The organism is Streptomyces sp. NPDC055140, assembly GCF_053607285.1.
This window is the reverse complement of the sequence record NZ_JBSGTG010000016.1, coordinates 92,417-112,013: the sequence shown is the minus strand read 5'-3', so window position 1 is coordinate 112,013 and position 19,597 is coordinate 92,417. Positions and strand designations below refer to the sequence as shown.

The window sequence follows — 19,597 nt, the reverse complement described above, 5'->3', positions numbered from 1 at the left end:
CGTCGTGATCGCCGTCTTAGTGATCTCAGGGGTCGCCTCGCTCGCGGCCTTCGCCGGTCTGCACTGGTACGCGTGGCGCCGTCTGGTGCGCGACACCACGACCCGCGCCGGTCTCGCGCGCCGGGCGGGCACGGTCGTGTTCGTGCTGGGGCCGCTGCTGATGTTCGCGGCGGTGGCGAGCGAGCGGGCCGGTGCGCCGTTCTGGTTGCAGCAGGTTCTGTCCTGGCCCGGGTTCCTGTGGATGGCCTTCTCCATCTATCTGGTGCTCGCGGTCCTGGTGGGTGAAGTGGTGCGCCCCCTGCTGCGGCGTTACCTCGACCGCAGGTCCGCGCCGGGCGGCGCGGAGTCGGGGCCCGTGCCGGAGCCCGTACTGGTTCCGACGCGCGAGCCCGACGAGCCGCCCACCGCAACCACCACCCCAACCCTCACCACCCCAACCCCCACCGCCACGCCCAAGCCCGTCACGCCATCGGCCGCGTCCGACCCCTCGCGTCGGCTCTTCGTCTCTCGCGTCGTCGGTGGTGCCGCCGTGGTCGCGGCCACCGGGATCGTCGGGAACGGTGCGTACGGCGTGCTGCGCGGGCCCAGGGTGAAGCGGGTCACGGTTCCGCTGGCCCGGCTGCCGCGTTCCGCGCACGGGTTCAGGATCGCGGTCGTCAGCGACATCCATCTGGGCCCGGTTCTGGGCCGGGGGTTCGCCCAGCGGGTGGTCGACACGATCAACTCCACGCAGCCCGACCTGATCGCGGTCGTCGGGGACCTGGTCGACGGCAGCGTCGAGGACCTGGCGCCGGCCGTCGCGCCGCTAGCGGGGTTGCGGGCCCGGCACGGCACGTACTTCGTGACGGGCAACCACGAGTACTTCTCGGGCGCCGAGCCATGGGTCGAGCACGTCCGTGAGATCGGCCTGCGGCCCCTGGAGAACGCGCGCGTGGAGATGGGCGCGTTCGACCTGGCCGGGGTGAACGACGTGACCGGAGAGAACTACGGCGACGGGCCCGACTACGACAAGGCGCTAGGCGACCGCGACCCCGGCCGCGCCGCCGTCCTCCTCGCCCACCAGCCCGTGATGATCCACGAGGCGGTGAAGCACGGCGTCGACCTCCAGCTGTCGGGTCACACCCACGGTGGCCAGCTCTGGCCGGGCAACTTCATCGCCGACGCGGCGAACCCGACGCTCGCGGGTCTGGAGCGCTACGGCGACACGCAGTTGTATGTGAGCCGGGGCGCCGGTGCGTGGGGCCCGCCGGTGCGGGTGGGCGCGCCCTCGGACATCACGGTCGTCGAGCTGGCGTCGAAGAGGGCGTGAGGTGGGGCTCGGGGAGGTACCTCTCCGGCCCCCTACAAGGAGCCGCCCGCCGTCCCCCACTCCCGTCCCCCACTCCCGTCCCCCACTCCCGTCCCCCACTCCCGTCCCCCACTCCCGTCCCCCACTCCCGTCCCCTCTCCCTCCCCAAAAACACCCCGCCCCGAAACAGGCTCGAAACCCCCTTGTTCACAGGCTGCTCACAGGGTGCCTCTCGGTCTTCGAAACCTCATCACCTTCCCTTCCCACAGCTCAAACTCCTGTGATTCAGTGATCCACGTCACTGGGGAGGGGCGCGATGCGGTCGATTCGCATGCGGGTTTTTGCGACGTTCATGGTGCTTGCCGCCGCCGGAGCCGGCGCATGGCAGCTTCTTCCGGATCGGGACGAGCAGGGGAAGACGATCACCGTCGGGACGACCGACGCCGTGACATCGCTTGATCCGGCCGGTGCGTACGACGCCGGATCATGGGCGCTGTACAGCAACGTGTTCCAGTCACTCCTGACGTTCGACGCGGGTGGCGCCGCGCCCGTGCCGGATGCCGCGAAGCACTGCGGGTTCGTCGGCCAGGGGCTGCGTACCTACCGTTGCGAGCTGCGTGACGGGCTGACGTTCCCGAGTGGTCGCGCGGTGACGGCCAAGGACGTGAAGTTCTCCTTCGACCGGGTCAGGGCCATCAACTCTCCGGTGGGCCCCGCCACCTTGCTCGACACCCTCGGCAAGGTCGAGACGAGCGGTGCGCGGACGGTGACCTTCCAGCTGGCCTCGCCCGACGCGACGTTCCCGTTCAAGGTCGCCACGGGCGCCGGTTCCATCGTCGACAGCACCCAGTACCCGGCGCACAGCCTGCGCACCCGTACCCGCGTCGACGGCACCGGCCCCTACAGCCTCAGCTCGTACACGCCCGGCAAGCAGGCCAAGCTCGTCCCCAACTCCCGCTACCAGGGCGCGGTCAAGAGCGTAGGGAAGCCCACCACCCTGCGCTACTTCAAGGACTCGGCCGCTCTCGAGTCCGCCTGGAAGGCCCGTTCGGTCGACGTCGCCGCTCGGCAGCTGCCGCCCGCGCTGCTCGCCTCGTACGCGCCGAGCGACAAGGGGGAGCGGCTCACCGAGGTCGAGAGCGCGGAGACCCGGAACCTCGTCCTCAACGTGCGGACGGGCCGCCCGCTGCACGACCGCCGGGTGCGGCAGGCCCTCGCCACGCTCCTCGACCGGGACCGGCTGGTCGCCTCGACGTACCAAGGCACCGTCGACTCCCTCTACTCCGTGATCCCGCGCGGCATCACCGGGCACACGACCGCGTTCTTCGACGCGTATCCGAAGCCGGACCCCGGCCGGGCGCGCACGCTGCTCCAGGAGGCCGGGGTGAGTACGCCGGTCCGCTTCGAGTTCGGGTACTCGCGCGGCGCCGCGTCCGCGGCGGAGGCGAAGGAGATCAAGCGGCAGCTCGAGGCGAGCGGGTTGTTCAAGGTGAGCCTGCGCTACTACGAGTGGACCGACTTCCAGAGGCGGTACGCGAGCGGGAAACTCGACGCGTACGCGGTCGGCTGGCTGCCGGACTTCCCCGATCCGGACACGTTCACCGCGCAGCTCGTGCGCACCGGGTCCGGCATGCACAACGGATACAGCAGTAAAGAGGTCGACGGTCTGATCCGGGCCAGTCAGCAGTACGAGGACCGCAGCCGCACCATGGGCGACTTCCGCAAGCTCCAGGAAGCGGTCGCACGCGACGTCCCGCTCATCCCTCTGTGGCAGCGCAAGGAGTACGTGCTCAGTACGGAGGACATCACCGGCGGGCAGTATCTGTCGGACGGGACCGGGGTGTTCCGGTTGTGGCAGCTCGGCTGGATCTGACCGCCTCCGACGAGGAGGCCCCCTCACAGAGGCCCTTCACCCACGGGAAACGGGAACCTCACCCAGGAGAAACGGGACCCTCGCCCAAGGAAACCCCCTCAGCCGCAGCCGAGCCCACAGGCCTCCCGCCCCCCGGCAGCACCACCGTCACCCGCACCCCCGCCCCCGGAGCCGTGCGCACGGACACCTCGCCGCCGTGCGCCGACACCACCCCCTGCACGATCGCCAGGCCCAGACCGCTGCCGGCACCTCCGCCCGCCCGGAAGAAGCGGTCGAAGATCCGCGCCGCGTCCTCTTCGTCAAGCCCGGGCCCCTCGTCGGCCACGCACAGCCGCACCGTCCCGTCCAAGCGTTCGAGCGAGACGCTGACCGGGGCGTCCTCCGGTGTGTGGGTGCGTACGTTGGCGAGGAGGTTCCCGAGGATCTGGCGCAGGCCCGACTCGTCGGCGCGGACCAGCAGTGCGCCGTCAGCTGCGACCTGGACCGGGCGGTCCGGCTGCTGCACGCGCAGGTCGTCGGCGGCTTCGCGGACCAGCCGGCTCAGGTCGACGTTCCGCAGGTGCAGTTCGGGGCCCTGGTCGAGGCGGGCCAGGGTGAGCAGTTCGTCGACGAGTCGGCTCATGCGGTCGGCCTCGGCGTGGACGCGGCCCAGGGCGCGGGTGCGTTCGGCCGGGTCGCGGAGCATCCCCTTGTCGTAGAGCTGGAGGTAGCCGCGGATCGCGGCGAGCGGCGTGCGCAGTTCGTGGGAGGCGTCGGCGACGAACCGCCGCAGTTGCGCGGAGCTGCGCTCGCGGGTCTCGAAAGCCGTTTCGACCTGGTGGAGCATGGAGTTGAGCGCGAGCCGCAGCTGTTCGACCTCCAGGGCGGTGTCGTGGTGCGGCGGCACGCGTCGTGCGAGGTCTCCGTCGGCGATGGCCGACGCGGTCTCGACCATGTCTTCGAGGGGCCGCATCCGGTGGCTGACGCCGATCATCGTGAGGACGGCGAGCAGAGCGAGCAGGCCCGTGCCGAGGGCGATGTCGAGCCTGAGCGCCTTGTGGATGCCGGTCTGGACGTTGGCCGTTGAGGTGGCGAGCAGCACGGTCGTGCCGTCGGCGAGGCGGGCGCCCACCGCGCGGTACGGGTCGCCGTGCATGGTGACGTCGCGCGGCTCGTCGGCGGTGGCGAGCGCCTTCGGGTCGTCGACCGCGGAGGCGAGGTCGCGCTGGCGGGCGGTGGGGCGCAGGGTGCCTACGGTGATGGGCTCGCCGGCCCGGTCGACGGCTACGAACACGGTTTCGTTGCGCGGCAGTGAACTCGCGCCCGCGTCGGTCGAGTTGGGGCCGGGGGAGAGTTTGTCGAGGGCGATGCCCAGTTCGCTGAGCGACTCGATCTGTTTGAGGGTGAGGCCGGTGCGCTGGAGCGAGGTGCGTGACGACGTCAGCTCGGCATCGACGTTCTCGAGGAGGTAGTGGCGCATCCCGATGAGGCTGACGGCGGTCGCGGCGACGATGCCGAGGGCGAGCAGCGCGACGTTCACGAGGGTGAGCTTGGCGCGCAGGGAGTGGAACCGCCGGCCCCGGCCGGCCGCCTGCCCGCGTCGGCCATGGACCCGCCCGCGTCGGCCACGAAGGCCCTCACCCGCGCCCCGCCCCCGGTTCACGCCCCACCCGCAAGCCCGTATCCGACCCCCCGACGCGTAGTGATCAACGGCGGCCCCAGTGCCTCGAGTTTGCGCCGCAGGTAGCTGATGTACGTCTCGACGACGGTCGACTCGGCGGTGTGCTCGTACTGCCATACGTGCCGCAGGAGTTGTTCCTTGGGCACGACGCGGCCGCCGTTGCGCACGAGGAAGCGCAGGAGCGCGTACTCGGTGGGCGTGAGCTGGACCGTGTGGCCCGAGCGGTGGACGGTGTAGGCCGTCTCGTCGAGTTCGAGGTCGCCATAGCGAAGCGGCGGGCGTTCGGGCAGGACGTCGGCCGACCGGGTGCGGCGCAGGACGGCGCCCAGCCGGGCCACGACCTCGTCGATGTTGAACGGCTTGGTGATGTAGTCGTCGCCGAAGCCGAGCGCGCCCACGATCTCGGCGGGCGCGTCGCGTGCGGTCAGGAAGACGAGGGCCAGATCGGGCCGGCGGGCGCGCAGCTCGCGCCCGAGCGCCCGGCCGTCGCCGTCCGGCAGCATCACGTCGAGGAGCGCGGCGTCGGGCCGGGTGCGTGTGGCGAGGGCGAGGCCCTCGCGGACGGTGCCCGCGGTCATGACCTCGAAGCGGTGGTAGCGCAGGGCTATCGCGAGGACGTCGGCGATGCTCGGCTCGTCCTCGACGATGAGCACGGTGGCTCCCGCGGGGCGCTCCGCGTCGTTCACGGGCCCGGCACTCGCGTGACCGTCGTTCACGGGCCCGGCACTCGCGTGACCGGCGTCCGCGTGCCCAGCATTCACCGGACCACCCTTCGCGTGCCCCGAGTTCACAGGCCCCGAGTTCACATGCCCAGCATTCATACCCCCAGCGTTCATAAGTCCAGTATCGGCGGGCCCGCCCCCGCTCGGCCCTGCTCGCCCCCTTGGAGTTCCTTGAGAGTCATGGCCGCGCCGTCCCGCCGTGCGCCCGTGTCCCCGGATGCTGAGGCCGAGGAAGGCCCGGGGGAAGACCGAAGGAGTGGCAAACGTGACGGCATTGGCACGGTGGTGCTACCGGCACCGCCTGGTGGTCCTGGTGCTGTGGGTGGGGGCGCTGTTCGGCCTGGGGGCCGCGGGCACCTCGGCGGGGACCGACTACTCGAACGTGTTCTCCCTCCCCGACACGGACTCCAAGCAGGCGTACGACCTGATGACGAAGGCGTTTCCGCAGAGCTCGGGTGACACGGACACCGTGGTGTGGCGGTCGTCCGGTGACGCGGGGTCGGTGACGGACACGGCCGTACGGTCCCGGATCGAGCCCGCGCTGAAGGAGATCGCCGGGATGCGGGGCGTAGGCGAGGTCGTGGGCCCGTACAACGCGAAGAACGCCGCCCGGATCAGCCGCGACGGCCGTACCGCCTTCGCGCAGATCACCTTCACCGACCAGGCGGACGAGGTCCCCAAGGACCTCGTCCGGAAAGTCGTCGACACGGCTCAGGCCGCCGAACGTGACGGTCTCCAGGTCGAGGTGGGCGGCCAGGCCATCACCCGCATCCAGGAGCCGCCCACCGGCGTCTCAGAGGTGGTCGGCATCGCGGCGGCGGCCGTGGTCCTCTTCCTCGCCTTCGGCTCGCTCTTCGCGATGCTGCTTCCGATCATCGTGGCGATCACGGGCGTCGGCAGCGGAATGATGGCGACGATGCTGCTCAGCCATGTGACGAACGTGCCCGAAGTGGCCCCGCTGCTCGGCTCGTTGATCGGTCTCGGCGTCGGCATCGACTACGCGCTCTTCATCGTCACCCGGCATCGGCGCGGCATCCAGCGAGGGCTCGAACCGGAGGAGTCGGCGGTGCGCGCCCTCAACACGTCCGGGCGCGCGGTCCTGTTCGCGGGCGGCACCGTGTGCATCGCCCTCGCCGGAATGCTGGTGATGAACCTGCGGTTCCTGGACGGAGTCGTTATCGCCACGTCCCTCACGGTCGTGCTCAGCGTCCTGGCGGCGGTCACCCTGCTGCCCGCGCTCCTCGGTCTGCTCGGCCCGCGCGTCCTCAGTCGCAAGCAGCGGCGGAAGCTCGCGGCGGCCGGGCCCGACCCCGCCGAGGCGAGCGGTCCCGCGGCGCGCTGGTCGGCGTATGTGCAAGAACGCCCGCGCTCGATCGCGGCGATGGCGCTGGTGGTCATGGCGGTGCTCGCGCTGCCCGTACTGTCACTGCGGCTCGGCGCCACCGACCAGGGCAACAACCAGGAGTCGACGACGACCCGGCAGGCGTACGACCTGCTCGCGGAGGGCTTCGGGCCCGGCTTCAACGGGCCTCTTCAGGTCGTCGTCCCGGGTGGCGCCGACACCACGGAGCTCGTCAGGACGATCCGTGCGACGGACGGCGTCGCGCAGGCCGCCGCGGCCCCGCCCGCCGGGGGCATCACCGTCATCCAGGTCGTGCCGAAGACGTCCCCGCAGTCCGTCGGGACGGACCGGCTCATCGACCGGCTGCGTGACGACGTGATCCCGGAAGCCGGTGTCGAGGCGCACGTCGGCGGGGTGACGGCTGTCTTCAAGGACTTCGCGTCGGTGACCGGCGACCGGCTGCCCTACTTCGTGGGCGCCATCATCGGGCTCGGCTTCCTGCTGCTCCTGATCGCGTTCCGCTCGCTCGTCGTGCCGCTCACCGCCGCGCTGATGAACCTGATCGCGGCGGCCGCGTCGTTCGGCGTCCTGGTGGCGGTCTTCCAGTGGGGCTGGGGGACGGAGTTCCTCGGCATCGGGAAGGAGGGGCCGATCACCGCGTTCCTGCCGGTGATCATGCTGTCGCTGCTGTTCGGCCTCTCCATGGACTACCAGGTGTTCCTGGTGAGCCGGATGCACGAGGAGTGGGTGCACACCGGGGACAACGCGCGGGCCGTGCGCGTCGGCCTCGCCGAGACGAGCCGGGTCATCAACTGCGCGGCCCTCATCATGATCTGCGTGTTCTCGGCGTTCGTCCTGAGCGGCGACATGGAGGGCGCGATGGCGGGCATCGGGCTGGCCGCGGCGGTCGCACTCGACGCGTTCATCCTGCGTACGGCGCTGGTCCCGGCGGCGATGCATCTCCTGGGCCGCTCCAACTGGTGGCTGCCGGGATGGCTGGAGGGGCGGCTCCCGCACCTGGCCGTGGAGGCGGCCGAGCCGCCCGCCGAATCCCCGACCGGGCCCGACAAGACCACCGGGCCCGACAAGACCACCGGGCCCGACAAGAACACCGGGTCCAACAAGACCACCGAGTCCGTCAAGACCGCGGAGCCGGCGAACAGCGGCACCGGCGGAGCCACCGTCATCCACGGATTCCTGCGCACCGCCGACGGTGACCCCTTGGCCGGCGCCTCCGTGACCCTCGTCTCCAGGGGCGGCCGCCAGCTCGACCGTGTCACGTCCATCGCCGACGGCTCGTACATCGTGTCGGTGCCCGCGCCGGGGGCGTACATCCTGGCGGTGACGGCGCGCGGTCTGGCGTCGCGCGCCCACCACGTCACGGTCGGGGGCGGTCCGCTGGTGTACGACGTGGAGCTGACGGACGACGGGGCCGGTCTCGTGAACCGACCTTCCCCGTAGGGGCGTCGGCAGGGGTGTTCAGCGTGAAGTGCCGTACGCCGGGCACCCCCGCCGTGGCCACGCAGGCCAGGCCCACGCCCGCCGCCGCGATCCACAGCGGGGTCGCCTCGCCCCAGGCGTCGGCGGCGAGCGGGGCGAGGACGTAGCCGAGGGGCATCGCGGCCAGTGACAGCAGCCAGTCGTACGAGGTGACGCGGGCGAGGACCGCCGCGGGAACGGCCGTCTGGACCGCCGTCTCCCACAGGGGATTGAAGAAGCCGAGACCGGCCAGGGCTACGCCGAACGCGGCGGCGACCGCCGGTGCGGGGGCGTGCAGGGCGAGCAGCCCCAGCGGCAGGACGTACGTGGTCAGGACCAGGTTGCCCGTGAGGATCGGGCGGCGGGGGCGGGCCCGCCCGGACAGGAGCGATCCGAGGAGCAGGCCGACGGCACCCGCCTGGGCGATCACGATCCAGGCGCCGTCGCCGCCGAGTTCCTTGACGGCGATGGCCGGTCCGAGGGTGGCGAACACGGCTGACCCGCCGTTCCAGGTGGCGTGGGCGACCAGGCTCGTCCAGTACCAGCCGCGTGAGCGCACCTCGTGCCAGCCCTCGACGAGGTCGGACCGGAGGGAGCGGCGTTCCTCGGCGGGTGTCGTGGTGCGGCTGAGCCGCAGGGTGGCGAGCAGGGCGGCGCTGACGGCGAACGACGCGGCGTCCAGGACGAACGCCCATCCGGGACCCGCGGTCAGGACGAGCAGCCCGGCGAGCGCCGGACCGCCCGCCAGCGTGCCGCTGCGCACCACGGCGAGCGCGGAGTTGGCGGCCTGCCGGTCCTTCTGGCCGACGATGCCGACGATCAGTGAGGCGAGCGTCGGCATGGCGAAGGCGGAGGCGGCCCCGCCGATCGCCTCGGCGACCGCGATCTGCCACAACTCCGGTTTCCCGGAGAGGAGTTCGATGCCTACGAAGAGCTGTCCGGCGCAGCGCACGAGGTCGGTGGTCAGGGCCACGATGCGCGGGTTGAAGCGGTCGGCGATCACGCCGCCCAGAGGGAGGAGCACGAGCCGCGGCACCATCGCGCAGCCCAGGACCAGCGCGAGCGCCGAGGCCGAGCCGGTGGCGCGCAGCACGGCGAGGGCGAGGGCGGAGGGGATGACGGCGTCGCCGACCAGGGAGAGGAGGCGGCCGAGGAAGAACCGGCGGAAGCGGGCGTTGCGTAACAACGGGTGACGGAGGCTGGGGCGCGGCATGCGGGCGAATGTATTTCGTTGCCGAAGTATTCGTCAACGAAGTATCGGGCATCAAAATATACGGCGCCGAAGGGTCTGGCCGTAAACTGCCCCTATGGAACGTGACTGGACCGATGGGCATCTGGCGCGCTGGCTGCCGGTCATGCCGGACCTCGACCCGGACATCGAGGGCGCGATCACGCGCGCGGGCGAGCTCACCCGACATCTGCGCAGGGTTCGTGAACAGGCCCTGGTGGACGTGGAGTTGGAGCGGTTCGAGTACGACACGCTGCACAAGCTCGCGGGGCGTGACGGACGCGCGGCGCCCTCGGAACTCGCCTCGGACCTGGGCCTCGCCCCGGCCTCGGTCACGGGCCGCCTCGACGGCCTCGAACGTCGCGGCTTCGTCGTCCGTACACCGTCCAGGACCGACCGGCGCCGGGTCGACGTGGAGCTGACCGAGGCGGGCCGCGCGATCTGGCGTAAGGCGATGGACCGGCTCGGGGGCGAGGAGCACCGGGTGCTCGGCGCGCTCGACGCGAAGGAGCGCAGGCAGCTCTCGGACCTGCTGCGGCGGGTGATGGTGGCCGCCGAATCGGGCCCCGGCGGCCGCCGGCCCTGACGGGCACACCCCCAGCGACGTCAGCCCTGGTACCGCACCTCGCCCACTGGGTCGGCGTCGGCCCTGATCCCGCACCCCGCGACCGGGCCGCGTCAGCCCTGACACCGCACCCCGCGACCGGGCCGCGTCAGTCCTGACGCCGCCGACGCCCGCTCGGCCGCTCCCGCTCTCGCCGCCGCAGCGCCAGCAGCCCCCCACCCGCAAGCACCGCGAGCGCCGCCGAGCCGCCGAACGCCCAGTCGTCCGTGTGGGACGTGGCCGACGCCGCGACGGGAGCGCCCGCCGCGCCCGCGCCCGCGGCCCCCGCACGCGGCTTCGCCGCCGCCCCCTTGGGCTGCTCGCTCAGCGGCGTGACCAGCGTGCCCACCGGATCGGCCTTGCCCGCCGCCGCGAACCCCCAGTCGAGCAGCGCCGCCGTCTCCTCGTACACCGCCTCGTACCCGGACTCGGGGTGCATGACGGTGACGAGCAGGGTGCGCCCGCCGCGGGTCGCCGCGCCGGTGAACGTGTTGCCGGCGTGCGAGGTGTAGCCGTTCTTCACGCCGATGAGCCCTTGGTACGCGGCCACGCCCTGCCCGGTGAGGAGGCGGTCCGTGTTCTGGATCTGGAACGTCTTCTTGCCCCCGGCGGGGAAGTCGGCCGTCTTCGTGTCGCAGTAGCCGCGGAAGTCGTCGTTCTTGAGCCCGGCGCGCGCGAACAGCGTCAGGTCGTACGCCGACGACACCTGCCCCTTGTGGTCGAAGCCGTCGGGGCTGACCACATGTGTGTCGTTCGCCTGGAGGTCCTTCGCGCGGACCTGCATCTGGCGGACGGTCTCGCCCACCCCGCCGTTCATACTGGCGAGCACATGCACGGCGTCGTTCCCGGAGCGCAGGAACACGCCCTGCCACAGCTGCTCGACGGTGTACGAGGTCCCCGCCTGGACGCCGACGAGGCTGCTGCCGTACGGGATCCCCGCGAGGTCGGCGGCGGTCACCTTGTGGACCGAGGTCCGCCCGAACTTCGGCAGGACCGTGTCCGCGAACAGCATCTTGAGCGTCGACGCCGGAGGCAGCGCGCGGTGTGCCGCGTACGAGGCGAGGACGTCGCCGCTGTCGTGATCGGCGACGAGCCACGCCTTCGCGGCGAGCTTCGGCAGCCGGGGCGCGCCGGACGCCACCTGGACACCGGACCTGCCGAGCCGCTCCCCGCCGACGGCGGAGACGGCGGCCGCGGCACGCGGTCCTGGCAGGGTGACGGAGGCTGCGGCGCCGAGACCGAGGGCGAGCGCGGCGCGACGGCTGACGTGGTGCGATGAAGAGGAGCCGGGCATCAGACGACCGTACAAGCTGCGCATGAACCAAAGGTAAGAGCCCCCGCCTCAGCCCTTCCCCTGAGCGTGCCCCTTCTCGTTCCCGCTCTCCTTCCCCTTCTCCCGCGCCGCCGTCGACGCCTCCGTCATGCCCGGCAGGAAGTCCGTGAACAGCTCGTGCACCTCGAGGACGAGCGGCCGCAGCACCCGGAACCGGGCGAGCGCGACCCCGCGCGCCGTCAGGCGGGCCCCCCGTTCGGCGAGGCGCCGACTGCGCTCCCGGTCCTCGGAGCTGTCGAAGACCCAGTACAGGACGAGCCCCATCTGGGAGAGCCACATCAACTCCGGCAGGATCGCGGCGAGTTCGGCCGGGACCTTCGCCTTGGAGCCGGCCAGCACCTCGCGGTGCACGTCGATGGCCGTCTCGCGGGCGTGCTCCGACTCGGGCGAGAAGGGGCTGAGCGGGCTGGTCGGGTCCGCGGCGGTCTTGAAGAACTGGGCCGCGAACTCGTGGTACGGCTCCGCGATCTCCAGCCAGGCGCGCAGCACCCCGGCGAGCCGCTTCTCCAGGTCGGTCTCCCGGTCGAGCACGGACCGCACGGCCGCCCGGTGCTCTGCGGAGATCTGGTCGTAGAACCCCTGGATGAGGTGTTCCTTGCCCGCGAAGTAGTAGTACGCGTTGCCGACGGAGACCCCGGCCTCCTTGGCGATGGCCCGCATCGTCGTCTTGTCGTAGCCCCGCTCCCGGAACATCCGCATCGCGGTCTCCAGGATCAGCGCCCGTGTCTGCTCACTCTTGGCGGGACTCTTCGAAGGGCTCTTCGCGGGACTCGTCGCAGCGCTCTCGGGGGTCTCTTTCTCTGCTGGCACGCTCAGAGCCTAATCGGGCACGTGGCAGCCGCTGTCGCAGCCCGCGGGGCCGTAGTACGTCCAGCCGTCGACGCGGTCGTACGCCCAGCCGTCCGCCCTGCGGTAGGCGCCGCCCCCGGCCCTCCTGACCTGCTGGTCCCGGTGGGCCTGGCGGTACTTGGCGGCGGCGAGGACCGCGGCGCGCGCGAGGCGGGCGCCCGCGGGGGTGCTGAACCTGTGGGACAGGGGCCGGTACTCGGACAGCGCCCACAGGGTGACGACCCAGGCGGCGGGCCCGCGGTAGATCTGGCCGCTGTCGCCGACGAGCGTGATCTCCGAGAGCGTGGAGATGTGGTCGATCCCTGGGCAGCGGCGCCGGGCCTCTTCGGACCCGGCCGGCACCAGGTCGAGCGGGACGAGCTGGCGCTGCCGGGCGAGCCAGTTCCGCAGGAACGTGCAGAGCGGGCACTGGGCGTCGTAGAGGAGGATGAGCCGGCGGACCGGGGCCCCCGTGGTGCCCCGGTCCGCGACCTCGTTCATCGCCGTCACGCCCCGGCCACCGGCGGCGCGGCCCAGCCCTGCGGGGGAACGGGCGGCAGCTGCTCCCGCTCCATCACGCCCCGCCGCCGGATCTTGTTGAGCACCCACACGTTCCCCAGGTGCATGACCCCCAGCACCAGGAGCACCACGCCGAGCTTCGTCGACAGGGCCTCGAAGATGCCCCGGGTGTCGGCGATGTCGTCGTCCCCGCTCAGGTAGAGCGCCACGAAGCCGAGGTTGACGAGGTAGAAGCCGACCACCAGCAGATGGTTGACGGCATCCGCGAGCTTCTCGTTCCCGTGCAGCACGTCGGCGAGGAAGACCCTTCCGTTACGGCTCAGGGTGCGCGCCACCCAGACGGTCAGGCTGATGCTGACGACGAGGTAGACGACGTATGCGACGACTGTGAGGTCCATTCCCCACCCCTTCTTGAACGCGTTCAAAAACGCTGTCGAGAAGGACTGTAGACCTGTTTTTGAACATGTTCAAGCGAGGGTCGGCCGACGGGGATCGGCGAACCCGGGCATCAACTGCGGGCCAGTTCGGGCCGCTTGAGATAGTCCGTGAGGCCGATGACGTTGCCCCATGGGTCCGCGATCTCCACGACGTAACCGGTGGAGGTGGAGAACGGCGGGTCGATGGGCGGGACTCCGGCCTCCGTCAGCGCGCGGGCCGCCGCCTTGGCGTCGCGCACCTCGAGCCAGACGCGCGGGCCCGGCCACGGAGGGGGTCGGCGGCCGAAGTCCTCCTCCGCGCGCAGCAGTACGCCGGGTGTTTCCTTGCCGGCTTCGAGTAGGGCGATCCCGGCCTCGTCGAGGCGGAACTTCACGCGGAAACCGGCCCGCTCGTAGAAGGAGACTGCCTCGCCGAGATCGCCGACGGGGAACAGCACGTTGTCGAAGCCGAGCAGCTCAAGCTCAAGTGACATACCGTCAGATTAGCCGTGATCAGGGCGAACCGGACAGCACATCGTCAGCGGCGGATACGTGGCGCGCCGGTCACGGACGTCATCAGGCAGTACAGGGACGTCGTTGCGGTGATGAAGAGGATGTTGTTCTTGGGGCCGCCGAACGCGACGTTGGAGACCGGCTCCGGGACGTTGATGCTTCCGATCCGCGTGCCGTCCGGGTCGTAGCAGTGCACACCGCCGTGCATGGCTGCGGCCCACAGTCGCCCGCCGTCGTCGAAGCGGATGTTGTCGAAGCGGCCGTCGTCGCCGCCGGTCTCGGCGAAGACCTTGCCGTCGCTCAGGCTCTCGCCGTCGTCGAGCACGTCGAAGACGCGGATGTATCCCGCCCGGGTGTCGGAGACGTACAACTGGCGCTCGTCGGGCGAGAAGACGAGCCCGTTCGGCGCCCCGAAGCCGTCGGCGACCTGGCGCACCTCGCCGGTGGCGGGGTCGATCCGGTAGACGTTGTTGGCGCCGATCTCGGACTCGGCGCGGAAGCCCTCGTAGTCGCTGGTGATCCCGAAGTCCGGGTCGGAGAACCAGATCGAGCCGTCCGAGCGCACCACCGCGTCGTTCGGGCTGTTGAGCCGCTTGCCCTCGAAGCGGTCGGCGAGGACGGTGACGCGCCCGTCGGCTTCGGTGCGGGTGACGCGGCGGCCGCCCTGTTCGGCGCTGATGAGGCGCCCCTCGCGGTCGAGGGTGTTGCCGTTGGTGTGTCCGGCCGGGGCGCGGAAGAGGCTGACCGCGCCCGTCACCTCGTCCCAGCGCAGCAGGCGGTCGTTGGGGATGTCGCTCCAGATGAGCTGGCGCCAGGCCGGCAGGTAGACGGGCCCTTCGGCCCAACGGCTGCCGGTGTGCAGGGTGGTGAGGGTGTCGTCCCCGAAAGCGCATCGTCCGGTGCGGAAGCGCTCGTCCAGAATCTCGTACACGCTGGGCTGGTTCTGACCAGACATGGTTATCCCCCAAGAACTTTCGACCGAATGACATCCTGTCGTATGGGACTATTGCAGAACGGGATACGGTTACGCCATGGTCGGCGGAGCGGGAGTGGGTCACAGTGGCAGTGGATGACATCGACCGGAAGTTGGTCGCGCTGCTCCAGCGCGACGCGACGACGGCGTACGCGGCGCTCGGCAAGGAGGTCGGCCTCTCGGCGGGCGCGGCCCACGAGCGGGTGCGCAAGCTGCGCGAGCGGGGCGTGATCCGGCGGACGACCGTCGACGTGGACCCCGCCGCGCTCGGGCAGGGGGTGCTCGCGTTCGTGATGGTCGAGTCGTCGTCGTGGATGGGCGAGTCGGCCGGGAGCTTCGCCGCGATCCCCGAGATCCAGGAGGCGCACGTCATCGCCGGCAGCGCGTCGGTCCTGGTGAAGGTGCGCACGGAGACGACGCAGCAACTCCAGGACGTGCTACGGCGGTTGTACGCGATCGAGGGTGTCAGCGGCACGCAGGCGACAGTGGCCCTGGAGACGTTCTTCGAGCGCCCCGTGACAGCAGGTCCGTGACGCGCCGAGGGCCCCGCCGCCGGTGTGAAACCGGGAGCGGGGCCCTCAGGGACGTAACGCCGGGAAGGTCAGTAGCGGCGCGTGATCAGCGCGCGCTTGACTTCCTGGATCGCCTTGGTGACCTCGATACCGCGCGGGCAGGCGTCCGTGCAGTTGAACGTCGTGCGGCAACGCCACACGCCGTCCTTGTCGTTGAGGATCTCCAGGCGCTGCTCGCCCGCCTCGTCACGCGAGTCGAAGATGAAGCGGTGCGCGTTGACGATCGCGGCCGGGCCGAAGTACTGGCCGTCGTTCCAGAACACCGGGCACGAGGACGTGCACGCGGCGCACAGGATGCACTTGGTCGTGTCGTCGAAGCGCTCGCGGTCCTCGGCGGACTGCAGACGCTCGCGCGTCGGCTCGTTGCCCGTCGTGACCAGGAACGGCATGACGTCCCGGTACGCCTGGAAGAACGGGTCCATGTCGACCACGAGGTCCTTGAGGACCGTGAGGCCCTTGATGGCCTCGACCGTGATCGGCTTCTCCGGGTTGAGATCCTTGATCAGCGTCTTGCAGGCCAGGCGGTTGCGGCCGTTGATGCGCATGGCATCCGAGCCGCAGATGCCGTGCGCGCAGGAGCGCCGGAAGGTCAGCGTGCCGTCGAGCTCCCACTTGATCTTGTGGAGGCCGTCGAGGACGCGCTCCTTCGGATCGATGTCGAGCTGGAAGTCCTCCCAGACCGCGTCCGCGGAGATCTCCGGGTTGAACCGGCGGATGCGGAAGGTGACCGTGATGAGGTGCGAGCCGTTGTCCGCCTCGAGCGCCTCGAGCTTGTCCATGGTCGGGGTAGCCATCAGTACTTACGCTCCATCGGCTGGTAGCGGGTCTGGACGACCGGCTTGTAGTCCAGACGGATGGACTCGGAGCCGTCGTCGCCGACCTCGCGGTACGCCATGGTGTGGCGCATGAAGTTGACGTCGTCGCGGTTCGGGAAGTCCTCGCGGTAGTGGCCGCCGCGGGACTCCTTGCGCGCCAGGGCGGAGGTCGCCATGACCTCGGCCAGGTCGAGCAGGTTGCCCAGCTCGATGGCCTCCAGGAGGTCGGTGTTGAACCGCTTGCCCTTGTCCTGGATCGAGACGTTCTTGTACCGCTCGCGCAGCTCGGCGATCTTCTCGACGGCCGTCTTGATCGTCTGCTCGGTGCGGAACACCATCACGTTGGCGTCCATGCACTCCTGGAGCTCGTTGCGGATGACCGCGACGCGCTCCGTGCCCGTGGAGTTGCGCAGGCGCTCGACCGTCTCGACGACGAGGGACTCCGGGTTCTCCGGGAGCTCCACGTAGTCGTTCTTGGCCGAGTACTCGGCGGCCGCGATGCCCGCACGACGTCCGAAGACGTTGATGTCGAGCAGCGAGTTGGTGCCGAGGCGGTTGGCGCCGTGCACGGACACGCAGGCGACCTCGCCGGCGGCGTACAGACCGGGGACGACGGTGGTGTTGTCCGACAGGACCTCACCCTCGACGTTCGTCGGGATGCCGCCCATGGCGTAGTGCGCGGTGGGCTGGATCGGGATCGGGTCCGTGTAGGGCTCGATGCCGAGGTAGGTGCGCGCGAACTCCGTGATGTCCGGGAGCTTGGCGTCGAGCTGCTCCGGCGGGAGGTGCGTGAGGTCGAGGTAGACGTGGTCGCCCTCGGGACCGCAGCCGCGGCCCTCACGGATCTCCGTGTAGATGGAGCGGGACACGACGTCACGGGACGCGAGGTCCTTCATGACGGGCGCGTACTTCTCCATGAAGCGCTCGCCGTCCTTGTTACGGAGGATGCCGCCCTCACCGCGGGCGCCCTCCGTGAGAAGGATGCCCATGCGCCAGATGCCGGTCGGGTGGAACTGGAAGAACTCCATGTCCTCCAGCGGCAGACCGCGCCGGTAGCAGGCCGCCTGGCCGTCACCGGTCAGGGTGTGCGCGTTCGACGTCACCTTGAAGAACTTGCCGGTGCCGCCCGAGGCGTAGATGACCGACTTGGCCTGGAACACGTGGATCTCGCCGGTGGCGAGCTCGTACGCGACCACACCGGCCGACTTCTTGACGCCGTCCTCCTCGACCAGGAGCTGGTCCAGGACGTAGAACTCGTTGAAGAACTCCACGCCCTCCTTGACGCAGTTCTGGTACAGCGTCTGGAGGATCATGTGGCCGGTGCGGTCCGCGGCGTAGCAGGACCGGCGGACCGGGGCCTCGCCGTGGTTGCGCGAGTGGCCGCCGAAGCGGCGCTGGTCGATGGTGCCGTCCGGGGTGCGGTTGAACGGCAGGCCCATCTTCTCCAGGTCGAGGACGGAGTCGATGGCCTCCTTCGCGAGGATCTCGGCGGCGTCCTGGTCGACCAGGTAGTCACCGCCCTTGATCGTGTCGAAGGTGTGCCACTCCCAGTTGTCCTCCTCCACGTTGGCGAGCGCGGCGGCCATGCCGCCCTGCGCCGCGCCCGTGTGGGAGCGGGTGGGGTAGAGCTTCGTCAGGACGGCGGTGCGGCTGCGCTTCGTCGACTCGATGGCCGCGCGCATGCCCGCGCCACCGGCGCCGACGATGACGGTGTCGTACTTGTGGATCTTCATGAGTGGATACCTCAGCCCCGTGCCTATCGGATGTTCGGGTCGAAGGTGAAGATCACCAGCGTGCCCAGCAGGATCGTGAACACCGTGGCGGTGTACAGGAGGCCCTTCAGCCACAGGCGCGTGTTCGGGCGCTCGGCGTAGTCGTTGATGACCGTACGCAGGCCGTTCGCGCCGTGGAGCATCGCGAGCCACAGCATCAGGAGGTCCCAGCCCTGCCAGAACGGCGAGGCCCAGCGGCCCGCGACGAACGCGAAGCCGATCTTGCTCACGCCGCCGTCGAGGACGAGCTGGATGAGCAGGTGGCCGAGGACCAGGACGACGAGGACGACGCCGGACAGGCGCATGAAGAGCCATGCGGCCATCTCGAAGTTGCCGCGCGTCGAGCGCGGGGTCTTCGAGGTGCGCTTGCGGGGGGCCTCGATGACGGGGGCCGGGTGGTCGACGTCGTAGAGGGCGACGACCTCGACGGGTCCGACGCCGGGCGTCTTCGCAGGGGTGGTGTCAGCAGACATGTCTGGCGTCAGCTCCCGAAGAGTTCACGGACGGCGTGGCCGAGGACCGGGTACAGCGCGCCCACCATCAGCACGACCCAGATGCCGACGACGGTCCAGAGCATCTGCTTCTGGTAGCGCGGACCCTTCGACCAGAAGTCGACGGCGATGACACGCAGGCCGTTGAGCGCGTGGAAGAGGATGGCGGCGACGAGGCCGTACTCGAGGAGCGCGACGATCGGCGTCTTGTAGGTGGAAACGACGTCGTCGTACGACTCGGGGGAGACGCGGACGAGAGCGGTGTCCAGGACGTGTACGAACAGGAAGAAGAAAATGAGGACACCGGTGACTCGATGAGCCACCCACGACCACATGCCTTCCCGGCCGCGGTACAGCGTTCCAGCCGGCACGGAAGAACCCTCCGGGAGCGGGGATTGGGGCCGCGCCGGCTTCAGTGTCGGTCGGGCCCGGCCGGGTACGGTCCACCGGCCGCTCGTCATCGTATCGACGAGTTGTCGGCTCGTTCGCCCGGGGGCCGCCGGTGTGATCAAACAGGCAATCAAACAGCCACGTACGGGCTATCGGACGCGCTGTCCGGGCGCCCGGAATCCGCTGGTTCCTGCGGGTCTATCGCTTCCTGGGGCTCTGTCCGGGCGTCGAGCGACCGGACGAGCCGGGCGAGTCGCCCCCGGGCGAGTCGGCGCAGTTCGTCCCAGGACAGGACGCGCTCCTCCTCGGGATCGTTGCCAAGGCGTGACCGGAATTCGGCCAGGAGCTGGTCGAGGGCCTCGTCGGGCCCGTAGCCGTCGAGGCAGATCACGAACGCATGCCCGAAGCGGCTCTCGTACGCGCTGTGCGCGGCGCCGAGCGCGGTGTGCGCGACGGAGTACGAGCCGTGCGGCGGCAGGGGGAGCGTCTCGCGGGAGAGGGCCTCGTCGAGGTCGGTGTGCGCGAAGTCGTAGACCGCCTCGTCGGCGGCGGCGAGCAGCGCGTCGAGATCCGGGTAGGGCCGGTGGGCGACGAGGCGGCGGGCCCAGTGGAGTGACCCGCAGCAGGTCAGGAGCGCGCGCTCGGCCTCGATCGCGCGCAGCGTGTTGAACCGCGTGAGGCCGTGCGGGGACGACTGCACGGGCGACGAATGCCCTGGTGAGGACTGCACCGGTATGGCGGCATGCCCGGGGAGGCGGGAGAAACGGTGCGAAGGCAGC

At 70.5% G+C, this 19,597-nt stretch carries 19 protein-coding genes; 5 read left to right on the top strand and 14 right to left on the bottom strand.

All coding sequences use genetic code 11. The annotated features are described in order from the left end of the window. Nucleotides 1-4: 4 nt before the first annotated feature. Nucleotides 5-1,309: a metallophosphoesterase gene (locus tag ACWFR4_RS27780; protein WP_453655073.1), complete on the top strand. Its 1,305-nt coding sequence runs from the start codon at nt 5-7 to the stop codon at nt 1,307-1,309. Between the two features lie 295 nt (nt 1,310-1,604). Further along, complete coding sequence (locus ACWFR4_RS27775; RefSeq protein ID WP_453655071.1) at nt 1,605-3,161, top strand: ABC transporter substrate-binding protein; 1,557 nt, start codon at nt 1,605-1,607, stop codon at nt 3,159-3,161. Between the two features lie 58 nt (nt 3,162-3,219). Here the strand turns inward: ACWFR4_RS27775 and ACWFR4_RS27770 are convergent, their stop codons facing one another. After that, nucleotides 3,220-4,680 (bottom strand): ATP-binding protein, encoded by a 1,461-nt coding sequence (locus ACWFR4_RS27770; RefSeq protein ID WP_453655069.1) that lies wholly within the window; start codon nt 4,678-4,680, stop codon nt 3,220-3,222. A gap of 119 nt (nt 4,681-4,799) precedes the next feature. Beyond that, on the bottom strand, nt 4,800-5,474 hold the full coding sequence (locus tag ACWFR4_RS27765; RefSeq protein WP_227300528.1) for a response regulator transcription factor: 675 nt from the start codon (nt 5,472-5,474) through the stop codon (nt 4,800-4,802). 343 nt (nt 5,475-5,817) lie between these two features. On the opposite strand from ACWFR4_RS27765, the gene ACWFR4_RS27760 reads away from it, so the two are divergent. Beyond that, a complete protein-coding gene (locus ACWFR4_RS27760) occupies nt 5,818-8,346 on the top strand; it encodes an MMPL family transporter (RefSeq protein ID WP_453655168.1) in 2,529 nt (842 codons plus the stop codon). Here ACWFR4_RS27760 and ACWFR4_RS27755 read toward each other — a convergent pair. Next, complete coding sequence (locus tag ACWFR4_RS27755; protein ID WP_453655067.1) at nt 8,264-9,577, bottom strand: MFS transporter; 1,314 nt, start codon at nt 9,575-9,577, stop codon at nt 8,264-8,266. The two genes, ACWFR4_RS27760 and ACWFR4_RS27755, sit on opposite strands and share 83 nt — an antisense overlap. Nucleotides 9,578-9,671: 94 nt before the next feature. On the opposite strand from ACWFR4_RS27755, the gene ACWFR4_RS27750 reads away from it, so the two are divergent. Then, nucleotides 9,672-10,178 carry a MarR family winged helix-turn-helix transcriptional regulator gene (locus tag ACWFR4_RS27750; RefSeq protein WP_453461412.1) on the top strand — a complete coding sequence of 169 codons (507 nt, stop codon included), beginning with the start codon at nt 9,672-9,674 and terminating at the stop codon, nt 10,176-10,178. A gap of 127 nt (nt 10,179-10,305) precedes the next feature. Here ACWFR4_RS27750 and ACWFR4_RS27745 read toward each other — a convergent pair whose 3' ends face one another. From ACWFR4_RS27745 to ACWFR4_RS27720, 6 genes are all read right to left on the bottom strand, one after another. Further along, nucleotides 10,306-11,514 carry a D-alanyl-D-alanine carboxypeptidase family protein gene (locus ACWFR4_RS27745; protein ID WP_453655065.1) on the bottom strand — a complete coding sequence of 403 codons (1,209 nt, stop codon included), beginning with the start codon at nt 11,512-11,514 and terminating at the stop codon, nt 10,306-10,308. A gap of 24 nt (nt 11,515-11,538) precedes the next feature. Continuing rightward, the gene (locus ACWFR4_RS27740) at nt 11,539-12,339 is read right to left on the bottom strand and encodes a TetR family transcriptional regulator (RefSeq protein WP_453461407.1); all 801 of its coding nucleotides are present in this window, start codon (nt 12,337-12,339) and stop codon (nt 11,539-11,541) included. A gap of 9 nt (nt 12,340-12,348) precedes the next feature. Next, nucleotides 12,349-12,858: a thiol-disulfide oxidoreductase DCC family protein gene (locus ACWFR4_RS27735; RefSeq protein ID WP_453655166.1), complete on the bottom strand. Its 510-nt coding sequence runs from the start codon at nt 12,856-12,858 to the stop codon at nt 12,349-12,351. A gap of 5 nt (nt 12,859-12,863) precedes the next feature. Continuing rightward, complete coding sequence (locus ACWFR4_RS27730) at nt 12,864-13,274, bottom strand: hypothetical protein (RefSeq protein WP_227296884.1); 411 nt, start codon at nt 13,272-13,274, stop codon at nt 12,864-12,866. 110 nt (nt 13,275-13,384) lie between these two features. After that, complete coding sequence (locus ACWFR4_RS27725) at nt 13,385-13,786, bottom strand: VOC family protein (protein ID WP_453655063.1); 402 nt, start codon at nt 13,784-13,786, stop codon at nt 13,385-13,387. Between the two features lie 44 nt (nt 13,787-13,830). Beyond that, nucleotides 13,831-14,760, bottom strand: a complete 930-nt coding sequence (locus ACWFR4_RS27720) for an SMP-30/gluconolactonase/LRE family protein (RefSeq protein ID WP_453655061.1) — start codon at nt 14,758-14,760, stop codon at nt 13,831-13,833. Between the two features lie 110 nt (nt 14,761-14,870). Here ACWFR4_RS27720 and ACWFR4_RS27715 point away from each other — a divergent pair, with 110 nt between their 5' ends. Next, on the top strand, nt 14,871-15,311 hold the full coding sequence (locus ACWFR4_RS27715; RefSeq protein WP_453462266.1) for an Lrp/AsnC family transcriptional regulator: 441 nt from the start codon (nt 14,871-14,873) through the stop codon (nt 15,309-15,311). Between the two features lie 68 nt (nt 15,312-15,379). Here the strand turns inward: ACWFR4_RS27715 and ACWFR4_RS27710 are convergent, their stop codons facing one another. The 5 genes from ACWFR4_RS27710 to ACWFR4_RS27690 all read right to left on the bottom strand — a co-directional run bounded on the left by ACWFR4_RS27710 (nt 15,380) and on the right by ACWFR4_RS27690 (nt 19,518). After that, nucleotides 15,380-16,144 (bottom strand): succinate dehydrogenase iron-sulfur subunit, encoded by a 765-nt coding sequence (locus tag ACWFR4_RS27710; protein ID WP_453462254.1) that lies wholly within the window; start codon nt 16,142-16,144, stop codon nt 15,380-15,382. Further along, nucleotides 16,144-17,898 (bottom strand): succinate dehydrogenase flavoprotein subunit, encoded by a 1,755-nt coding sequence (sdhA, locus tag ACWFR4_RS27705; protein ID WP_453462251.1) that lies wholly within the window; start codon nt 17,896-17,898, stop codon nt 16,144-16,146. The genes ACWFR4_RS27710 and sdhA overlap by 1 nt, the downstream gene beginning before the upstream one ends. Nucleotides 17,899-17,921: 23 nt before the next feature. After that, nucleotides 17,922-18,410: a succinate dehydrogenase hydrophobic membrane anchor subunit gene (locus ACWFR4_RS27700; protein WP_453462248.1), complete on the bottom strand. Its 489-nt coding sequence runs from the start codon at nt 18,408-18,410 to the stop codon at nt 17,922-17,924. 8 nt (nt 18,411-18,418) lie between these two features. Continuing rightward, nucleotides 18,419-18,799, bottom strand: a complete 381-nt coding sequence (gene sdhC / locus ACWFR4_RS27695) for a succinate dehydrogenase, cytochrome b556 subunit (protein ID WP_100594758.1) — start codon at nt 18,797-18,799, stop codon at nt 18,419-18,421. Between the two features lie 149 nt (nt 18,800-18,948). Next, nucleotides 18,949-19,518, bottom strand: a complete 570-nt coding sequence (locus tag ACWFR4_RS27690) for a 2-oxo-4-hydroxy-4-carboxy-5-ureidoimidazoline decarboxylase (protein WP_453462245.1) — start codon at nt 19,516-19,518, stop codon at nt 18,949-18,951. Nucleotides 19,519-19,597: the final 79 nt, after the last annotated feature.

Bases quoted from the DNA above. Each gene is read 5' to 3' on its own strand.
- ACWFR4_RS27775 (WP_453655071.1), top strand. From the start codon at position 1,605: ATGCGGTCGATTCGCATGCGGGTTTTTGCGACGTTCATGGTGCTTGCC.
- ACWFR4_RS27755 (WP_453655067.1), bottom strand. From the start codon at position 9,577: ATGCCGCGCCCCAGCCTCCGTCACCCGTTGTTACGCAACGCCCGCTTC.
- ACWFR4_RS27750 (WP_453461412.1), top strand. From the start codon at position 9,672: ATGGAACGTGACTGGACCGATGGGCATCTGGCGCGCTGGCTGCCGGTC.
- ACWFR4_RS27745 (WP_453655065.1), bottom strand. From the start codon at position 11,514: ATGCGCAGCTTGTACGGTCGTCTGATGCCCGGCTCCTCTTCATCGCAC.
- ACWFR4_RS27735 (WP_453655166.1), bottom strand. From the start codon at position 12,858: ATGAACGAGGTCGCGGACCGGGGCACCACGGGGGCCCCGGTCCGCCGG.
- ACWFR4_RS27730 (WP_227296884.1), bottom strand. From the start codon at position 13,274: ATGGACCTCACAGTCGTCGCATACGTCGTCTACCTCGTCGTCAGCATC.
- ACWFR4_RS27725 (WP_453655063.1), bottom strand. From the start codon at position 13,786: ATGTCACTTGAGCTTGAGCTGCTCGGCTTCGACAACGTGCTGTTCCCC.
- ACWFR4_RS27720 (WP_453655061.1), bottom strand. From the start codon at position 14,760: ATGTCTGGTCAGAACCAGCCCAGCGTGTACGAGATTCTGGACGAGCGC.
- ACWFR4_RS27710 (WP_453462254.1), bottom strand. From the start codon at position 16,144: ATGGCTACCCCGACCATGGACAAGCTCGAGGCGCTCGAGGCGGACAAC.
- sdhA (WP_453462251.1), bottom strand. From the start codon at position 17,898: ATGAAGATCCACAAGTACGACACCGTCATCGTCGGCGCCGGTGGCGCG.
- ACWFR4_RS27700 (WP_453462248.1), bottom strand. From the start codon at position 18,410: ATGTCTGCTGACACCACCCCTGCGAAGACGCCCGGCGTCGGACCCGTC.